Origin of the sequence: Pseudomonas sp. Tri1, from assembly GCF_017968885.1 — a bacterium.
Taxonomy (GTDB): domain Bacteria; phylum Pseudomonadota; class Gammaproteobacteria; order Pseudomonadales; family Pseudomonadaceae; genus Aquipseudomonas.
On record NZ_CP072913.1, the window covers coordinates 807,756 to 826,412 of the forward strand.

Genomic DNA, 18,657 nt, shown 5'->3' on the forward strand with positions numbered 1-18,657 from the left:
ATGGGCGCAGCAGTTCAAGGCCGCGTTGCGGGCGCTGGAAATAAGCCGGTTGGGCGAGATTGCCGCGAAGCTGTAATAAACGATATCTAATATGAATTTGTCCTGAGTAGTCCCGGGTTTCATATGTATGAAACGTTGTGGATGATAACGAGTTGTTATAGTTATGGAGTCTTGACAGAAAAAAATCGTTGCACAATACTCGGCGCTCAGGACGAGCAATTATTATCAAGGAGTGATAACCATGCCTTCGCAGGATACGTGCGTACTTACATCTGCCGGCCTTAAAAAGTTGGCGTTGAATCAAGAGTGTCGGGACGCATTCAATAAAGACTCACTATTCTTCCGGTTATTTGAGCAAGCGGCTCAGCGCTATATTGTCGCCTCGGATCGTGACGCGCTCGCTGATAAGCTGCAATTGCTCCACGGCAAAGGCTATCGACTCGGCGTAGAGTATGTCGGCGAGGAGAACCACGATCCGCGCGTGGTCCAGGCCTTCGTCGATGAATATCTGAAGTCTATCCAGACTTTCTCCAAGGCTGGCTTAACTCCGCAGTTAGGGTTCGATCTAAGCGCAGTCGGCATGCTCATTTCCCAGGAAACTGCCTACCGCAACGCCGCTACTATCTTGTCTGCTGCCGCAGAACATAATATTCCCGTGATGATCAGCATGGAACATTCTTCGGCGGTCGATAAGATTCTCGAAGTGTATTCCCAGTTGGCCCCTGATCATTCCAATATTGGCCTTACTGTCCAAGCACACTTGCATAGAACAGTTGATGATCTATCTGAAATCATTGGTTATGGCCGTAAGATCAGATTGGTCAAAGGCGTTTATAACGAAGCGCAGGAAATAGCCCTCCCACGGGGTGCGGAATTGGATGAGCGTTATTTGAAGTTGCTCGGCGAAATCCTCGAGGCCGGGATTGCGGTGAGTTGCGCGACGCAGGATCCCAATCTGATCAAGCGCATTTTTGACCAGGGTTACCATTCGCAGATCCAGGAACTGGAAATGCTTCACGGTGTTCAACCCGAGACGTTGCGCAAAGCCAAAGAAGCAGGGTTGGCGTGTCGTATCGCGGCGGTTTATGGCGACAGTTGGTATCTGCATTTTCTGCACCGGCTCGCAGAATCGCCTGAAAACGTTCTGCAAGCCCTGGCTGACTTCTACGACCCCTCCCGCATCGTCTTTGGCGCAGGTTATTAACGGAGCAATTTATGTTTATCGATCTTAGAAGCGATACGGTAACCAAGCCAACGGAAGGCATGCGCAAGGCGATTTACCAGGCCGAAGTGGGTGATGACTGTTTCGGTGAAGACCCGAGCGTGCGTGCGCTGGAGGAATACTGCGCCACTTACTTCCAAAAGGAAGCGGCGCTTTTTACCTCGGGCGGCACCTTGAGTAACCAGTTGGCGGTCAAGGCCATGACGAATCCGGGCGACGAAATCTTCCTGGACGCCTCGTACCATATCAATTTCTATGAGTCCGCCTCGACATCGGCCTTTTCAGGGGTCAATTTTTCGCTGACCAACCATGACAGCGGCCTGTTCGATGTCAGTGACCTGGAAAAGCTCCATGCTTCCAAATGCCGCTGGAGCCAGAACTACGCCTTGCCACGGGTGGTGGTGATTGAAAACACCCTCGGCTGTAAAGGTGGGGCGATCTTTCCTTTGCAACAGATGAACAATGTCTTTGCTTATGCCAAGGATATCGGTGCCTATCGTTATCTCGATGGCGCACGCATCCTCCATGCGTCTATCGCCTCCGGCATCGATGTCACTTCATACACCGACAACGCTGACCTGCTGTCCATGTGCCTGTCAAAGGGCCTGGGCGCACCGATCGGGTCGATCATGGTGGGGTCGCAGGACCTGATACTGCGCGCCAAGAAATACCGCAAATGGTTCGGGGGCGATCTGCACCAGGCCGGCATGATGGCGGCTGCCGGGCTTTATGCGATGCAAAACCACGTTGAACGGTTGGTTGAGGACCATGAGCACGCGGCCTTGCTGCACCAGTTACTCAACGACATCGACGACGCCCCCGCGCGTTATAAGGGCACCAACATGGTGACCCTGGATGTTGCCTCGTTGGGGATTACCCCGGTGCAATTCGCCGGTGCTTTGCGCCAGAACGGGGTTGGGGGCTTGCCTTATAACGCCAGGGAAATGCGCTTCATGCCGCATATCAACATTAGCCGCGACGATATTCATAAAGCCGCCGGTATTATCAAGGACACCGTCCGAGCGCTCAGCCGGGCCGGGGAGACGGTCAAGTGATCTATAAGAAAAACATTGTGCTGATCGTGGATGCCTATTCGATCGGCAGCCTGATCGCGCCCGCCTTCATTTCTCGTGGCTTGGAATGCGTGCACGTGCGTTCCACCGCCAACGTCAACGAATTCTACAAGTCGTGGTTCCGTCCGGCCGACTTTATCCAAGACATTCTCTATCGTTCGGATTCCGAGCTGCGCCAGGCGTTATCCGAATACTCGGTACAATTTGTGTTGGCCGGTTGTGAGTTTGGCGTCGAACTGGCCGCTCATTTGGCCGGGGTCTTTGATATTCCACGCCGTAATGATCCGGCCCACGCCATTCGCTGGCGCGACAAGTTCGAAATGCACGAAGCCTTGCAGCGCGCTGGCGTGCGCTCGATCAAGCATTTCAAATCGGATTCGCTGGCCGCCATTCTCGACTGGATCAAAGAGCAAAGAATCCTGCCGGTGGTGTTGAAACCGATCAAAAGCGCCGGGTCGGACAATATTCATATCTGCACGCAGGAAAGCGAAGTTGAACAGGCCTTCGAGGTCATCAAGTCGAGCCGGAATCTGTTTCTCGAAAGCAACGAGGAAATCCTGGTCCAGCAGTATCTGGATAACTCGGATTTTCAGTCCGAGTTGTCGGCGAGCAAATCCACTGATGTGGACATTGAATATTGCGTCAACACGGTAAGCGTCGACGGCCAGCACTATGTCAGTGAAATCATCCGGGTCTACCGCACCCGCATCGGTGATTCGCCCGTGCACGACTACAACCAACTGATGTGTCCGGTGGACAATGCCGATGTCTACCGTCGTCTGTCGCAGTACATTTTTTCCGTGCTCGACGCACTGGGTATCCAGCAGGGCGTGGGCCACAGCGAACTGATGATTGTCGACGACGAGCCGGTGTTACTTGAAACGGCGGCCCGCATGCCGGGGGGTATTGATCTGTCGGCGTATACACGGGCCCTGGGGCATAACCAGCTGAGCCTGTGGATCGACTCGCTGATCAACCCCCAAGCCTTTCTCGATTACCGGCAACGACCCAGAACCAGGCTCTATTTCCATTCCAGCTGTGTGTTTCTGATTGCTCGCCAGGCCGGGCCGATCAAGCGAGCGCCAAACCTGGCTCGGTGGAAAGCGATCCCTGGGGTGCACAGCATCAAGATCCAGGATGAAGGGACGCTCAAGGAGACCGTTTCCCTGGAGAACTGCCCAGGTCATGTGTTCATTCTTGACAGCGACCGTGCCGCCATCCAGAAAAGCATCGAGTTGCTGCGCGAGGACGAGCCCGGCGTCTACAGGGAAATGCTGGCATGAAAGACGTGTCGGGTGAGCTGGCCGTGCAAGGCGGGCTCAAGGTGTATACCAGGCCCGTGGTCCTGCTGCTGTCGGCGACGTTTATCCTGACTGTCGCCCGGGCGCTGGCCTTGCCTTACCTGGTGGTTTATTTCTCCCAGGCCTTTGGCCTGGGAGTCACCGATATCGGTCTGGTGGTGGGTGGCGCGTTGATCGTCAGCTCCATCCTGGGTGTCTACGGTGGCTTTCTGGTGGACAGGTTTTCCAACTACCGGATCCTGCTCGGTGCCGCCACGTTGTTTGCCTTGGCGTTTGCCGTGGCTTATCAGGTTGCCAGCCTGGTGCCGTTCATCATCGCCATCGTGGTGGTCAACCTTTCCTATGCGGTGATCGATATCGCGGTGAAATCAGGCATCGGTTTCCTGGTGACGGTGGACAAGCGGGCAAGCGTGTTTTCCATGAAGTACACGCTGACCAATGTCGGTTATGCCATTGGCCCTTTCCTGGGGGTGCTGTGCGCGAAAATCAGTCCCGGCCTGCCGTTTGCTGTCTCGGCTCTGATCGGGGTGGCTTTTGTTGTGTTGTACAGCTGGATGGGCGAGCGACTTCCTCGCGGCGAAGGCGTAGCGCGGCCAAATAATGATTTTGTCGGCGTACTGGTCCATTTGGTGCGTAACTACAGGCTGGTGTGTTTTACGATCGGCGGCATTCTCAGTGCCATTGTGTTTGGTCAGTTCACGGCCTATTTGTCGCAATACTTGATCGTGACCAGCACCCCGGAAAACACCTACAACATCATCAACTATTTGGTGACCACCAATGCTTGCGTGGTCATTGGTTTGCAATATCTGGTCGGCTCCAGGATCAACCAAACTAACCTGTTCCGGATGTTAATGCTGGGGATGCTGTTCTTCGTGGTCGGCCTGATGGGGTTTTGTTACGCGCAGGCTCCGGTTGCCTGGGTATTGGCCATGATCGTCTTTACCGTGGGCGAGATCATTATTATCCCGGTGGAATACCTGTTCATCGACTACATCGCCCCGGAGGATATGCGCGGCGTGTACTACGGTGCGCAGAACCTGTCGAACCTGGGGGCCGCGTTGGGGCCGGTATTATGCGGCGTTGTCCTATCGCTCTATGCCCCCCAGGCGGTGTTCTACATGTTGTCCATGTGCGTGGTCGTGGCCAGTCTGTTCTATTTCCTGGGTTCAAGGCGCGAGAGGTGATTGATGATTCACTTCAATACGGCGGGCTCGGGGCTTATGTCCGGCGAGACGCTGAAGTTGATGCAACGTTATCTACAAGACGAGTTTGAGTCGGGAGCCTATGAAACCGAATTGAATTACTCGCCGGTCCTGGACGTTGAGGTCTATGAAAACATTGCCCGGCTGCTGGGTACCGATGCACGTAACGTGGCACTTTTCGATGGCGCGACCAAGGCTTGGGTGACCGCGCTGGAGGCATTGACCTGGTGCGAAGGCGCGCGCGTGCTGGTCACGCCCTATGAATACGCGGGCAACCTGATTGCACTGGCAACATTGCAGCGCTTGTACGGCGTAGTGGTTGAAGTGATGCCGCTGCTGGCCGACGGCAACCTCGACCTGCAATGGCTGGCCGGGCACATGAGCGCCGAGGTCAAGTTGGTCTCGATCGTTCATGTTCCTTCCTGCTGCGGCATCGTGAACGATATCGAGGCGGTGGGACAGATCCTGCGCGACTACCCTGCCTGGTACTTTGTCGATGCCTGTCAATCGGCGGGCATGCTGGCGCTGGATGTTCGCGCCGCCGGCTGTGATGTGTTGACGGCTGCCGGCAGGAAGTTCCTGTGCGGGCCCAGAGGAACGGGGTTTGCCTACTTGTCCGAGCGTTTCCTGGCCACCGCGCAGCCTCGTTTCACCGATCTGGGCCGGGCCACGGTCGATGCATCCGGAGTCGTCACGCGAGGGGTTGGAGATGCTCGCTGTTTTGAATACGCCGAGCGTAACAATGCGGCTGTGCTGGGGTTGAATCAGGCGGTCAAAGAGCGTTTGTCGAGCGCCTACGGGACCGAGTCGGGACTCTATCGGGCGCTGTTCCAGCGTCTGGCTGAAACCCCCGGCGTCAACTTGATCGCCCCGGGTACCGAGCATCAGGGCATTATCGCTTTCACCCACGAGCGCTGTTCGGCGACAGACGTGGTCAGTTATCTGCGCGCCCGCGGTGTCAACGCTTGGCCGGGATATGCTGCGCACACGCCGTACTTCATGTTGAAGCACGGGCATGAGCGCTTTGTGCGAGTGTCCATCAACGCGAAGAACAGCGCTCAAGAGGTGGATCAGTTCGTCGCGTTACTCGCCGAGTTGTAAATGATGGGTGAGGCAACAAATAGCATATAAATAAAAAGTCTATGTCGTGCGGTCTGTCGCAATGGAATGTGCGCAGTGTGTTGGCAGGTAACCGTCTGCGGCAGTGGTACTGCACTAATTGTTTGGAAAAATAATTAAGGCTGTGCAGGCGTTCGCGCCTGTATTCATTACTTCGAGTCATGAAAGGGAATTCCGATGAACGATGTAAACAGGTTTAATCCTTCTGCTGAACTCAGGCAGCGCTTGCGTCCCCTGTATAAAAAAGACAACTGGCACTGGCTGGTTGCCCTTGGCGCGGATCTACTGGTCATTGCCTCGGCAATATTCCTGGCCAATCGCTATAACGTTCTGTATCCACTGGCACTGTTGTTCATTGGCTCTCGGCAGCGGGCACTTGCTTCGCTTCTGCACGAAGCGGCGCACATGACCCTGGCGCAAAGCAAGGCGCTTAACAAATGGGTCGGTGAGTACCTGCTGGCCTATCCCATCTTCCAGGACTATGAAGCCTATCGTCGGTCCCATGTGCAGATGCACCATCACCATCTGGGCGACAAGGATAAGGACCCCGACCATCGTTTCTATATCGAGTCGGGCCTGTACGAGGCTCAGGATCGTCTGGACTTCCTGTTCCGTCACCTGTTCAGGAGCGTAACGCTGGTCAATACCTACAAGTATTTCCTCTACCTGGTCAAGAACCGGGCCGGTGATATCTTGGCCAGTCCGTTACAGGGTGTGAAACTCCTGGTGGTTCATGGCGCGATGCTGCTGCTGTTCAGCTACTTCGTCGGGCCATGGGCCTATGTTCTGTTCTGGTTGGTCCCGTACTTCACGGTATTCCAGGTGATTGGCTGGCTCTCGGAGATTTCCGAGCACTTCGGTATGTTCGGTGTGTACAAGGATGAGGTGCAGTTGACGCGAAATCGCTTCCCCAACCTGCTCGAGCGATTGTTTATCGGCATGCATGGCGACAACTATCATCTGACGCATCACTTGTTTGCCGGTGTGCCGTTCTGGAACCTGAAGCAGACGCACCAGATATTGATGGAGGATGACAGCTACGCAGCAGCCAATCGTGGCTGTGGCGGCATTTTCACGGCCAAAGGGGATGCTCGATCCAGCCTCCATCAAATATTCGATGCGTATCGAAGCGGTAAAATCAGCACCGTTGACGTGGCGATGTAGCGCAAGGTCCTATCGCGCTGTGCTCCAAGCTTGCCTTGAGCACAGCGTGTCGGCCAAAAACGTACGAGATATTGTCAGGCGAAGACGAAGTACTTACGCACAGTCTCGACCACTTCCCAAGTGCCTTTCATACCCGGCTCGATGACAAAAATGTCGCCGGCGCGCAGATGGATCGGCTCCATGCCTTGCGGGGTGATGATGCAGTAGCCTTCCTGGAAATGGCAGTATTCCCACTTCACATATTCCACATACCATTTGCCGGGTGTGCAGATCCAGGTGCCCATGATCTTGCTGCCGTCTTCGCTGGTGTAGGCGTTGAGGTTGACGGTGTGCGGGTCGCCTTCGAGTTTTTCCCATTTGCAGGCATCGAGTACGGGCAGCGGGTGGGTATCGCGCAGGACGGTGATGGGTGCGGTCATGTGAGCTCCGAAAGAGGGCAGAAGAGAGCAAGCACCCTAACGCGCGACATGAACGGGTAGATGTCTGTGTTCGACACTGGGCTATCCAGAAGCGCGCATCAGTTGGCCAGGTGCCGAGCCAGGGCCCTGGCGTAGGCCGGCAAACCTTCGAAGTTGCGGGCGCACAGCAACAATGCCCGGTGTGCCCAGGCCTCTTGCAACTGCACGTATTGATACGCAGCCTCCGGCGGGCGCCGGGCGATGGCCGCCTTCGGCACGATGGCGATGCCTGCGCCATGGGCCACCATGCGAATCACCCCATCGAAACCGTCGGCGCGAATGCGGATTGGCATGCGCATTCCGGTGTGCAATGCCTGTTCCTCGAGGTAGATGGCCAAGGCGCTGGAAGCGTTCAGGCCGACATAATCGTGGCTGAGGGTTTCGCTGAAACTCAGCGCCCGACCGTCAGCCAAGGGGTGTCCGGACGGTAGGACCAAGACCAGTGGATCGTCGCGAAAGGGCCAGGTCTGAAGGCCGGTGGTGTCCACTGCGTCGGACACGATACCCAGGTCCGCCGCGCCCTGGCGCAGCGCGTGGGTGATCCGCGAACTGGGCAATTCCTGCAGGTCGATATCGAGGTTGGGATGGTCCTTGAGGAAACCGGCCAGCAGCTCGGGCAGGTATTCGGTCATGGCGCTGGTGTTGCACAACAGCCGCACCTGGCCTTTGACCCCTCGGGCGTACTCGGCCAGATCCTGTTGCAGATGGTCGGCGTACTGCAGCATAACCCGGGCATGCTGGGCCAAGGCTTTGCCGGCCGGCGTCGGGGTGACGCCGCGTCGGCCGCGTTCGAGCAAGTCAATGCCCAGGGACGCCTCCATGGCACGCACTCGCGCACTGGCCGCTGCCAGGGATAAATGGCTACGGGCCGCACCGGCGGTGATGTTGCCGGTGTCGAGGATGTTCAGGTAGAGGCGCAGGTCGGTGAGGTCGAAGTGCATGAGGAGATCCTGTGCCGGGTTTGTGTGGTGTCTGGAACATCGCTATCGCCAGCAAGCTCGCTCCCACAGGGGGATTGCATTCTTTCCGGAAAAGCCCGATCCACTGTGGGAGCGAGCTTGCTCGCGATGACGCCAGTAGCATCAGCAAGGGTCCAGCCTCTTGCTGAAAGAGAGGCACCCTCAGTATATGACAGCTTTTCAAGCCAAAGCCCAGGGCCCACGATAGCCCCATGGACACACTCATCGCCTTCTATCAAAACCTCGGTCTGGCCCTTTCCCTGCTGGTCATCGGCACCTTCCTGCTGGCCGGCACCATCAAGGGTGTGATCGGTCTCGGCCTGCCGACCATCTCCATGGGCTTGCTCGGGCTGGCTATGGCGCCGGCGCAGGCTGCGGCGCTGTTGATCATTCCAGCCACCCTGACCAACGTCTGGCAACTGGCTTTCGGCGGCCATCTGCAAAGCCTGATCCGACGCCTGTGGCCGTTGCTGCTGGCGATTTTTCTCGGCACCGGTCTCGGTACGTTGTGGATCGGCATGACGGGAGGCGCTTGGGTGGTGCGGGCCTTGGGTGCGGCGTTGGTGCTGTATGCATTGTGTGGTTTGTTGCTGCCAACGCTGCGGGTCGCCACGGATGCTGAGCGCTGGCTCGCCCCGTTCTGCGGCCTGCTCACCGGCATCATTACCTCCGCCACGGGGGTGTTCGTCATTCCGGCGGTGCCCTATCTGCAAGCGCTGGGCTTGAGCAAGGATGAACTGGTGCAAGCCCTGGGGCTGTCATTCACCGTTTCGACACTGGCCCTGGCCGCCGGCCTGCTGTGGCGCGGCGCCTTGGGGGCTGGCGAATTGAGCGCTTCGATGCTGACGCTGGTGCCGGCGCTGCTGGGGATGTGGCTGGGTCAATGGCTGCGGCAGCGGATCAGCGCGGTGCTGTTCAAGCGAGTGTTTTTCCTTGGCCTCGGTGTGCTCGGCGGCCATTTGCTGATCAGCGGTTAGCCGAGGACGGGCTGAGCATGTCGACGCGGCGGATTTCAAAGTCGCGCTCCAGGTAGTCCATGCGTTGCTCGAAGAACTGCTTCATGTGCGGCAGGTTCGAATGCACATCCAGGTGCGCCTGGGATGCCCAAATCTCGTAAAAGATAAACAGCGTCGGGTCTTGCTGGTCCCGCAGCATGTGGTACTCGATGCAGCCAGGCTCAGCGCGGCTCGGTTCGACATAGGCTTGGAACAGCGCTTGGAAGGCTTCGGCTTTTTCCGGACGGGTCTTGGCGTGCAGGATGAAACCGTGCAGTTCACTCATTGGGCTGGCTCCTGATATAAAAAGTGCCTAAGAGCCTACGGCAATAATCAGCCATCCATTCGTGCGTATAGGTCAAATCAGTTTTGCCGTTGCGGTGCTTATTCCGCGCGAAGCTCATCGGTACGCTGCCGCCATCGTTTTCAACCTTTCCATTCGGCGGCCACTCAAAGCACCGCGCCGTGGAACCCGATGAGGCTCCCCATGAAAAAAGTCCTGTTGCTCAATGGCGGCAAACAATTCGCCCATTCCGACGGTCGCTACAACGCGACCCTTCACGACACGGCCGTCAGTGTCCTGGACCGCGGTGGTTTCGACGTGAAAACCACCTTCATCGATGGCGGCTACGACATCAAGGAAGAAGTCGCCAAGTTCCTCTGGGCCGACGTGATCATTTATCAGATGCCTGGCTGGTGGATGGGCGCACCTTGGACCGTCAAGAAGTACATCGACGAAGTCTTCACCGAGGGCCACGGCAGCCTCTATGCCAGCGATGGTCGCACCCGCTCCGATGCCTCGCAGAAGTACGGCAGCGGTGGCTTGGTACAGGGTAAGCAATACATGTTGTCGCTGACCTGGAACGCCCCGCAGCAAGCCTTCGACGACCCGACCGACTTCTTCGAAGCCAAGGGCGTGGACGCGGTGTACTTCCCGTTCCACAAGGCCAACCAATTCCTCGGCATGACCGGCCTGCCGACCTTCCTGTGCGTGGACGTGATGAAGCGCCCGAACATCGAGGCGGATGTGGCGCGGTATGAGCGGCATTTGATTGAGGTGTTCGGCCTGAAGGCGTGACCTGTCTTTTGCTACGTATCCCGATACTATCCTGTGGCGGGTGGGGAAACCTGCGCGGTGGGAGCAAAGCGGGGATAAATCCCCTCGCCACAAAACTCAGTCGACAGGGGGATACGTGAAAGCCAGATCCGACGAATTGCAGATTTTCGTCTGCGTGATCGAGTGCGGATCCATCTCCGCCGCCGCCGAGCAGGTCGGGCAGACGCCGTCGGCGGTCAGCCGGACCTTGTCGCGCCTGGAGGCCAAGCTCGAGACCACGCTGATCAACCGCACCACGCGGCGCATGGACCTGACCGAGGAGGGCAAGTATTTCTTTGAACAGGCCAAGGGCATCCTTGACCAGATGGATGAGCTGGAAGAGCGCTTGTCGTCCCGCCAGAAAAAACCCGCCGGGCGCTTACGGATCAATGCCGCGTCGCCGTTCATGCTGCACGCCATCGTCCCGCACATCGAAGAGTTTCGCAGGCTCTACCCGGACATCCAGCTCGAACTCAACAGCAACGACCTGATCATCGATTTGCTGGAGCAAAGCACCGACATCGCCATCCGTATCGGCACCCTCAGCGACTCGACGCTGCATGCCCGCTCCCTGGGTTGCAGCCCGTTGCACATTCTGGCCAGTCCCGCTTACCTGAAGCAGCACGGCACGCCTTTGAGCGTCGCCGAGCTGGCAGGTCATGCGCTGCTGGGCTTTGCCCAGAACGAAGGGCTCAACCAGTGGCCGCTGCGTCATGTGCACGGCGATCGCTGGCCGATCCAGCCGGCCATCAGCGCCTCCAGCGGCGAAACCGTGCGCCACCTGGCGCTGCAAGGGCAGGGCATTGCCTGCCTGTCGGACTTCATGACCCGCGAAGACATTCGTGCCGGTCGGCTGAAGGCGCTGCTGGCCGACGCCAACAGCGGATATCGCCAGCCGATCAATGCGGTGTACTACCGCAACTCCCAACTGGCGCTGCGGATCCAGTGCTTCCTGGACTTCATCCAGGGCAAGCTTGCCGAATACGCCTCGCGGGAATTCAAGGGCTGATTCGTGACTTCAAGGCAAGAGTGATTTGGGCAATGTGGACTGTTTCGTCAGGAAACAGTCCTCGATACTCGTTCCATCACTTACCTGCCCAAGGAGTTTGTCCATGAACGTATTCGTCACCGGCGCTGCCGGTTTTATCGGCGGTTCCATCGCCACCGGCCTGGTACGCGCCGGGCATCACGTCACCGGTCTGGTGCGCAACGCCGAACAGGCGAGCGAACTGACCGCGCTGGGCATCCAACCGATCATTGGCAACCTGGATGACAGCGCGCTGCTCACCGCCCAAGCGCGTGCCGCCGACGCTGTGATCAATGCCGCCAGCAGCGACCATCGCGGTGCGGTCGAAGCCTTGATCGAAGGGCTCAAAGGTTCGAACAAAGTGCTGTTGCACACCAGCGGTTCGAGCATCGTCGGTGACGCTTCGGGCGGTCGCTCCAGCGAGACCATCTACTACGAAAACAAGCTGCCGCAACCCACCGCCGACAAGGCTGCCCGTGTCGCGATCGACAACCTGGTCCTGGACGCCGCCAAGCAAGGCGTGAACTCGGCAGTGATCTGCAACACCTTGATCTACGGCCACAGCCTGGGCGTCAAGCGTGACAGCGTGCAACTGCCACGGCTGCTCAAGCAGTCGCGTAAAAGTGGGGTGGTGCGGCATGTGGGGGCGGGGCAGAACATCTGGTCCAACGTGCACATCGAGGACGTGGTCGAGCTGTACAAACTGGCCCTGACCCGCAACCAGCCTGGCACGTTCTACTTCGTCGAAAGTGGCGAGGCTTCGTTCGTCGACATGACCACCGCCATGGCCCGCGCCTTGAAACTTGGCGAACCGCAGGATTGGCCATTGGCCGATGCCGAAGCCGAGTGGGGCTACGAGATGGCCAACTACGGCCTGGGCTCCAACAGCCGGGTACGGGGCAACAATGCCCGTGAGTTGCTCGGTTGGGTGCCCAAGCGGACTTCGGTGGTGGAGTGGATTCTTGATGAGATGGTGTGAGCGACGCCGATAATGCCAGCAGAATAAGCACCCTTGTGGGAGCGAGCTTGCTCGCGATGGCGCCGGGTCAGTCAGTAGTCAGGTTGGCTGACTCACCGCTATCGCGAGCAAGCTCGCTCCCACAGGTTTTTGTTTGACGCTCCGTCAGTCGTGATGCATGCCCGCCCGCTTGAGCATCTGCTTGCAGCGCTCGGACAGGTGGAACACGCGCAGGTGCTTGCCGGCCTTAGCGTAGCGCTCGCGCAGGGTCTTGAGTGCGGCAATGGCCGAGTAGTCGACGAAGCTCAAATGCCGGCAGTCCAGGGTTACCTGGGTCGGGTCGCTGGCCGGCTCGAACTGGTTGAGGAACCGCGTCGTCGAGGCGAAGAACAGCGTGCCGTGCAGGCGATAGAGTTTGCTGCCGTCGGCCTCCAGGTGCGTGTCGGCGTACAGCTCCCGTGCCTGTTGCCAGGCGAAGTTGAGCGCCGCGATGACGATGCCGCAGAGCACCGCGACGGCCAGGTCGGTGAATACCGTAATGACAGTCACCGCGATGATCACCAACACATCATTCTTCGGTACCTTGTTGATCACCCGTAGCGAGGCCCAGGCAAACGTCTGCTGCGCGACCACGAACATCACGCCCACCAGCGCGGCCAGCGGGATGCGCTCGATCAACGGGGACAGGAACAACACGAACAGCAACACCATCACCCCGGCCACCACACCCGACAGCCGCCCGCGCCCGCCGGAGCTGAGGTTGATCACCGTCTGGCCGATCATGGCGCAACCACCCATGCCGCCGAACAGCCCGGAGGCGATGTTGGCCGCGCCCAACGCCACGCATTCACGGTCCGGATAACCGCGGCTCTCGGTGATTTCATCGGTCAGGTTCAGGGTCAGCAAGGTTTCCAGCAGGCCGACCATGGCCATGATTACCGCGTAGGGTACGACGATCTGCAGGGTTTCCAGGTTCCAGGGGATGTCCGGCAGCGCAAAGGTTGGCAAGCCGCCGGCGATGTGGGCCATGTCGCCCAGTGTTCGGGTCGGCAGGCCAAGCAGGTAGACCGCCAGGCCGACACCGAGGATCGCCACCAGGGCCGGCGGCACGCTGCGGGTCAGGCGCGGCAGCAGGTAAACGATGGCCATGGTCAGCGCGACCAGGCCTGCCATCAGATACAGCGGTTCGCCGCTGAGCCAGGTTTCACCCTGCTTGAAATGCTCCAGTTGGGCCAGCGCAATGACAATCGCCAGGCCGTTGACGAAGCCGAGCATCACCGGGTGCGGGACCATGCGCACCAGCTTGCCCAACCGCAGCAGCCCGAAGCCCATCATGATCAACCCGCCGAGCAGCACGGTGGCCAGCAGATACTGCACGCCGTGCTGCACCACCAGTGCGACGATCACCACGGCCATCGACCCCGCCGCCCCCGACACCATCCCGGGCCTGCCGCCAAACAGCGCGGTCAGCGTGCAGAGGATGAACGCGCCGTACAGCCCCATCAGCGGGTTGAGGTGGGCCACCAGGGCGAAGGCGATGCACTCGGGGAGCAAAGCGAAAGAAGTGGTGAGGCCGGCGAGGGCGTCGGCGCGAAGGCGTGCTGGTTTCATGGTTTTCCTGACTGAGCGCCGGTGGAGAGTCGGCTGCCGGGGAGTGGTGCAAAAAAGGGGGGGATGGTACGGAATTGAACGCCGTGGGACCAATGAAAGTCTTGCGCTGAATTTTCATCAGCGCTACTTCGCGATGTCCGTCAGCGACATTCCTTGTCTGTGCACGAAAATTACTTTCAGTGGGTTTGAAGATTTCTCCTCGAAATGATTTATGAGTTTCACAACACATCGACGTGACCCCATTCGAGGAGTAACGCATGGCACCTGCTTTCGGTTATTGGCTGTTGGTCTACGCGGCCATCGCGATCATTGCGCTGATCGTTCTGATCGCCCGTTATCGGCTCAACCCATTCATCGTGATTACCCTGGTGTCCATCGGCCTGGCGTTACTGGCCGGGATGCCGCCGTCGGGTGTGGTGGGCGCATACGAGGCGGGTGTCGGCAAGACCCTGGGGCACATCGCGCTGGTGGTGGCCTTGGGTACGATGCTCGGCAAGATGATGGCCGAGTCCGGCGGGGCGGAGCGAATGGCGCAGACGCTGATCGAGCGTTTCGGCGAGCGCAACGCCCATTGGGCGATGGTGTGCATCGCGTTCCTGGTCGGGCTGCCGTTGTTCTTCGAAGTCGGTTTTGTGTTGCTGGTACCCATCGCATTCACCATCGCCCGCCGCGTTGGCGTGTCGATCCTCATGGTCGGGCTGCCGATGGTCGCCGGGCTTTCGGTGGTCCATGCGCTTGTTCCTCCGCATCCAGCGGCGATGCTGGCAGTACAGGCGTTCCAGGCTTCGGTGGGGCAGACCTTGCTCTACGCGATTCTGATTGGCATCCCCACCGCGATCATCGCCGGGCCCCTGTATGCCAAATTCATCGTGCCGCGAATCCAATTGCCGGCCGACAATCCGCTGGAGCGGCAGTTTCTCGACCGCGAGCCGCGCGCCAACCTGCCGGGTTTCGGCGTGACCCTGGGGACTATCCTGTTGCCGGTGATCCTGATGCTGATCGGTGGCTGGGCCAACCTGATCTCCACACCGGGCAGCGGTTTCAACCAGTTCTTGCTGTTCATCGGTAACTCGGTGATCGCCTTGCTGCTGGCGACCATCCTGAGCTTCTGGACCCTCGGCCTGGCCCAGGGCTTCAACCGTGAATCGATCCTCAAGTTCACCAACGAATGCCTGGCCCCGACGGCCAGCATCACTTTGCTGGTGGGGGCGGGCGGCGGTTTGAACCGGATCCTGGTGGATGCTGGGGTCACGCAACAGATCGTTGGGCTGGCCCAGGAATTCCAGTTGTCGCCGCTGGTCATGGGCTGGTTGTTCGCTGCCTTGATGCGCGTTGCCACGGGCTCGGCCACGGTGGCGATGACCACGGCCTCGGGCATTGTCGCGCCCGTGGCGATCGGTTTGGGTTATCCCCATCCCGAACTGCTGGTGCTGGCCACAGGGGCCGGGTCGGTTATCTTTTCCCACGTCAACGACGGCGGCTTCTGGCTGATCAAGGAATACTTCAATATGACCGTTGCTCAAACCTTCAAGACCTGGACGGTACTGGAAACGCTGATCTCGGTGGTCGCGTTCGGCCTGACCCTCGGGCTTGCGCGTTTGCTCTGAACGCAACCACACCGGAGCCGCCATGGACATCCTCTACCAGATCCGCTCCCGCCAGGATTCCTTCAGCGCCGGCGAAGGAAGAATCGCCCGGCTGATGCTCGACGACGTAGGCTTTGCCGCCTCCGCCAGCCTTGATGAACTGGCCCAACGGGCCGACGTCAGCAGCGCCACGCTGTCGCGCTTCGCCCGTACTGTCGGTTGCCGCGACCTGCGCGACCTGCGCCTGCAATTGGCCCAGGCCAGCGGCGTCGGCAGCCGCTTTCTCGACCCGGCCGGCGCGCCCGAGCAGTCGGCGTTCTATGGGCAGATCGTCGGCGATATCGAAGCGACCCTGCGTCAGCATCTGTCGGCATTCGAAGAGTCGCGGTTCGCCGATGCCGTGCGCCTGCTCGGCAAGGCGCGGATGATTCATGCGTTCGGCCTCGGTGGTTGGTCGGCGCTGTGTGGCGAGGAGTTGCAGGTGCGGCTGGTGCGTTTCGGCTACCCGATTGCCGCTTGCCGCGACCCGGTGATGATGCGCATTACCGCCACATCCCTGAGCGACGAGCACCTGGTCATCGCTTGCTCACTCACCGGCATCACCCCGGAACTGCTAGGCGCGGTTGAGCTGGCCCGCAGTTACGGAGCGGCCATCCTGGCGATCACCCGCGCCGACTCGCCGCTGGCCCGATTGGCCGACGTGGTGTTGCCCCTGCAAGGCGCGGAAACCTCGTTCATCTACAAACCCACGGCGGCACGCTACGGCATGCTGCTGGCCATCGATGTGCTCGCCACCGAGCTTGCGCTGACCCATCCCGAAGACAATCAAGAGCGCCTGCGGCGGGTCAAACTCGCCTTGGACGATTACCGTGGCGGCGACGATGACCTGCCGCTGGGAGACTGACATGTTGTACGACACGCTTATCCGCAACGCACTGGTCATCAATGGTCGCGACACGCCCGGCTACCGAGCCGACGTAGCGATTCGTGCCGGTCGCATCGAGCGCATCGGCGACCTGCGCGATGCCCGGGCCGTTGAGGACATCGACGCCGCTGGACGGGTGCTGGCGCCGGGGTTCATCGACGTTCATACCCACGACGATACGGTGGTCATTCGCCAACCACAGATGTTGCCCAAGCTCAGCCAGGGCGTGACCACGGTCATTGTCGGCAATTGCGGCATCAGCGCTTCACCGGTCAGCCTACGCGGCGATCCACCGGACCCGATGAACCTGCTTGGCAGCGCCCAGGCGTTCGTTTACCCACGCTTCGCCGATTATCGCGGGGCGGTGGAGGCGGCCACGCCGGCGGTAAACGTGGCGGCGCTGGTGGGCCATACGGCCCTGCGCAGCAACCACATGGACGATTTGTTGCGCACGGCCAGCGTCGGAGAAATCACCGCCATGCGCCGGCAATTGCGCGAAAGCCTGGAGGCCGGTGCGCTTGGCTTGTCCACCGGCCTGGCCTACGCCAACGCGTTTTCGGCCTCCACCGAGGAAGTCATGCAACTGACCGAAGAGTTGGGGGCATTCGGTGCGGTCTATACCACCCATCTGCGCAGCGAATTCGAACCGGTGCTCGAGGCCATGGACGAAGCGTTCCAGATCGGCCGTCACGCCCAAAGCCCGGTGATCATTTCCCACCTCAAATGTGCAGGCGCCGGTAACTGGGGGCGGAGTCCGCAGGTGCTCGCGGCGTTGGAAAACGCTGCAAAAAACTATCCTGTCGGGTGCGATTGTTATCCCTACGCGGCCAGCTCCTCGACGCTGGATCTCAAGCAAGTGACCGATGCCCATCGCATCACCATCACCTGGTCGACGCCCCATCCGCACATGGGGGGGCGCGACCTCGCCGACATTGCCAGCGAATGGGACATGTCGCTGCTGGACGCGGCGCGGCGCCTGCAACCGGCCGGCGCGGTGTACTACGGCATGGATGAAAGCGACGTACGACGGATCCTTGCCCATCCGTTATCCATGGTCGGTTCCGACGGTTTGCCCGAGGACCCGTTTCCCCATCCACGCTTGTGGGGCGCTTTCCCACGAGTGCTGGGACATTTCAGTCGCGACGTCGGGCTTTTTCCGTTGCACACCGCCGTGCACAAAATGACCGGCCTGTCGGCGGCACGCTTCGGCCTGAAGGATCGTGGCGAAATTCGTGAAGGGCACTGGGCGGACCTGGTGTTGTTCAATCCACAGACCATTCGCGACGTCGCCGATTTCAACGACCCGCAACGGGCCGCCGAAGGCATCGATGGGGTGTGGGTCAATGGCATCCTGAGCTATAGCGATGGCCGTGCAAACGGGCGCAGGGAAGGACGGTTTCTGGCGCGCGAAGGTGATCTGCGCCAGGGATTCAGCTCATCGGATAGCGTTTGAGGAAGGGCCAGGTGGCTGAAAATATTTTTAATTGGCGCCACAATAATGGCGCTTCGATACTAAAGAAGCCGGGTCCTAGGCCGAAGCACTAGGGTCAACCTATCTACACTGGGTCTTTTCAGCCAGGGAGCAACCCATGAGCTTCGGTAAAACCACTCCGATCCTGCGGATCTTCGATGAAGCCAAGGCGTTGACATTCTATGTCGACTTCCTGGGGTTTACCGTCGACTGGCAACATCGTTTCGGCGACGACTTCCCGCTGTACCTGCAAGTCTCCCGTGGTGACTGCGTGCTGCACTTGTCCGAACACCATGGCGATTGCACGCCGGGCTCGGCGCTGCGGATCGAAACCGATGAACTGGAGGCCTTCCAGGCGCAACTGCTCGCCAAACAATACCCCTTCGCCCGCCCGCAAATCCAAGCCATGCCCTGGGGGAGCCAGGACATGACGGTGGTCGATCCGTTTGGCAACCGGTTGGTGTTTACCAATGCAATCAGTGTTTGA

18 protein-coding genes are annotated in these 18,657 nt (G+C 59.4%); 14 read left to right on the forward strand and 4 right to left on the reverse strand.

Annotated elements, in window-relative coordinates; all coding sequences use genetic code 11:
- The first annotated feature begins 241 nt into the window (after window positions 1-241).
- The 6 genes from J9870_RS03475 to gntB all read left to right on the forward strand — a co-directional run bounded on the left by J9870_RS03475 (window position 242) and on the right by gntB (window position 7,084).
- The gene (locus tag J9870_RS03475) at window positions 242-1,204 is read left to right on the forward strand and encodes a proline dehydrogenase family protein (protein WP_210642718.1); all 963 of its coding nucleotides are present in this window, start codon (window positions 242-244) and stop codon (window positions 1,202-1,204) included.
- Window positions 1,205-1,215: 11 nt separating this feature from the next.
- Complete coding sequence (locus J9870_RS03480; protein WP_210642719.1) at window positions 1,216-2,277, forward strand: GntG family PLP-dependent aldolase; 1,062 nt, start codon at window positions 1,216-1,218, stop codon at window positions 2,275-2,277.
- Window positions 2,274-3,578, forward strand: coding sequence for a hypothetical protein (locus J9870_RS03485; RefSeq protein WP_210642720.1), 1,305 nt, complete (start codon window positions 2,274-2,276; stop codon window positions 3,576-3,578). Before J9870_RS03480 ends, J9870_RS03485 begins: the two co-directional genes overlap by 4 nt.
- Window positions 3,575-4,783 carry an MFS transporter gene (locus tag J9870_RS03490; protein ID WP_210642721.1) on the forward strand — a complete coding sequence of 403 codons (1,209 nt, stop codon included), beginning with the start codon at window positions 3,575-3,577 and terminating at the stop codon, window positions 4,781-4,783. The genes J9870_RS03485 and J9870_RS03490 overlap by 4 nt, the downstream gene beginning before the upstream one ends.
- Before the next feature lie 3 nt (window positions 4,784-4,786).
- Complete coding sequence (locus J9870_RS03495) at window positions 4,787-5,902, forward strand: aminotransferase class V-fold PLP-dependent enzyme (protein ID WP_210642722.1); 1,116 nt, start codon at window positions 4,787-4,789, stop codon at window positions 5,900-5,902.
- Window positions 5,903-6,097: 195 nt separating this feature from the next.
- On the forward strand, window positions 6,098-7,084 hold the full coding sequence (gene gntB / locus J9870_RS03500) for a guanitoxin biosynthesis L-arginine gamma (S) hydroxylase (RefSeq protein ID WP_210642723.1): 987 nt from the start codon (window positions 6,098-6,100) through the stop codon (window positions 7,082-7,084).
- A 74-nt stretch (window positions 7,085-7,158) separates the two neighbouring features.
- On the opposite strand, the gene J9870_RS03505 is transcribed toward gntB, so the two are convergent.
- Window positions 7,159-7,503, reverse strand: coding sequence for a cupin domain-containing protein (locus tag J9870_RS03505; RefSeq protein ID WP_135843561.1), 345 nt, complete (start codon window positions 7,501-7,503; stop codon window positions 7,159-7,161).
- A gap of 98 nt (window positions 7,504-7,601) precedes the next feature.
- Entirely contained in the window at window positions 7,602-8,483 is an 882-nt protein-coding gene (locus tag J9870_RS03510; protein ID WP_210642724.1) for a LysR substrate-binding domain-containing protein, read from the reverse strand.
- A 230-nt stretch (window positions 8,484-8,713) separates the two neighbouring features.
- Here J9870_RS03510 and J9870_RS03515 point away from each other — a divergent pair, with 230 nt between their 5' ends.
- On the forward strand, window positions 8,714-9,478 hold the full coding sequence (locus J9870_RS03515) for a sulfite exporter TauE/SafE family protein (RefSeq protein WP_210642725.1): 765 nt from the start codon (window positions 8,714-8,716) through the stop codon (window positions 9,476-9,478).
- On the opposite strand, the gene J9870_RS03520 is transcribed toward J9870_RS03515, so the two are convergent.
- On the reverse strand, window positions 9,468-9,782 hold the full coding sequence (locus tag J9870_RS03520) for a putative quinol monooxygenase (RefSeq protein WP_210642726.1): 315 nt from the start codon (window positions 9,780-9,782) through the stop codon (window positions 9,468-9,470). The genes J9870_RS03515 and J9870_RS03520 overlap by 11 nt on opposite strands.
- A gap of 201 nt (window positions 9,783-9,983) precedes the next feature.
- On the opposite strand from J9870_RS03520, the gene J9870_RS03525 reads away from it, so the two are divergent.
- The 3 genes from J9870_RS03525 (at window position 9,984) to J9870_RS03535 (ending at window position 12,598) form a co-directional block, all read left to right on the forward strand.
- A complete protein-coding gene (locus tag J9870_RS03525) occupies window positions 9,984-10,574 on the forward strand; it encodes an NAD(P)H-dependent oxidoreductase (RefSeq protein ID WP_210642727.1) in 591 nt (196 codons plus the stop codon).
- Window positions 10,575-10,689: 115 nt separating this feature from the next.
- Entirely contained in the window at window positions 10,690-11,601 is a 912-nt protein-coding gene (locus J9870_RS03530; protein WP_210642728.1) for a LysR family transcriptional regulator, read from the forward strand.
- Window positions 11,602-11,704: 103 nt separating this feature from the next.
- A complete protein-coding gene (locus tag J9870_RS03535) occupies window positions 11,705-12,598 on the forward strand; it encodes an NAD-dependent epimerase/dehydratase family protein (protein ID WP_210642729.1) in 894 nt (297 codons plus the stop codon).
- 144 nt (window positions 12,599-12,742) lie between these two features.
- On the opposite strand, the gene J9870_RS03540 is transcribed toward J9870_RS03535, so the two are convergent.
- The gene (locus tag J9870_RS03540) at window positions 12,743-14,188 is read right to left on the reverse strand and encodes a SulP family inorganic anion transporter (RefSeq protein WP_210642730.1); all 1,446 of its coding nucleotides are present in this window, start codon (window positions 14,186-14,188) and stop codon (window positions 12,743-12,745) included.
- 257 nt (window positions 14,189-14,445) lie between these two features.
- Here J9870_RS03540 and J9870_RS03545 point away from each other — a divergent pair, with 257 nt between their 5' ends.
- The 4 genes from J9870_RS03545 to J9870_RS03560 all read left to right on the forward strand — a co-directional run bounded on the left by J9870_RS03545 (window position 14,446) and on the right by J9870_RS03560 (window position 18,657).
- Complete coding sequence (locus J9870_RS03545) at window positions 14,446-15,795, forward strand: gluconate:H+ symporter (RefSeq protein ID WP_210642731.1); 1,350 nt, start codon at window positions 14,446-14,448, stop codon at window positions 15,793-15,795.
- Window positions 15,796-15,817: 22 nt separating this feature from the next.
- The gene (locus J9870_RS03550) at window positions 15,818-16,678 is read left to right on the forward strand and encodes a MurR/RpiR family transcriptional regulator (protein WP_210642732.1); all 861 of its coding nucleotides are present in this window, start codon (window positions 15,818-15,820) and stop codon (window positions 16,676-16,678) included.
- Window position 16,679: 1 nt separating this feature from the next.
- Window positions 16,680-18,152 (forward strand): D-aminoacylase, encoded by a 1,473-nt coding sequence (locus tag J9870_RS03555; protein WP_210642733.1) that lies wholly within the window; start codon window positions 16,680-16,682, stop codon window positions 18,150-18,152.
- Window positions 18,153-18,288: 136 nt separating this feature from the next.
- Window positions 18,289-18,657 (forward strand): glyoxalase superfamily protein, encoded by a 369-nt coding sequence (locus tag J9870_RS03560; protein ID WP_210642734.1) that lies wholly within the window; start codon window positions 18,289-18,291, stop codon window positions 18,655-18,657.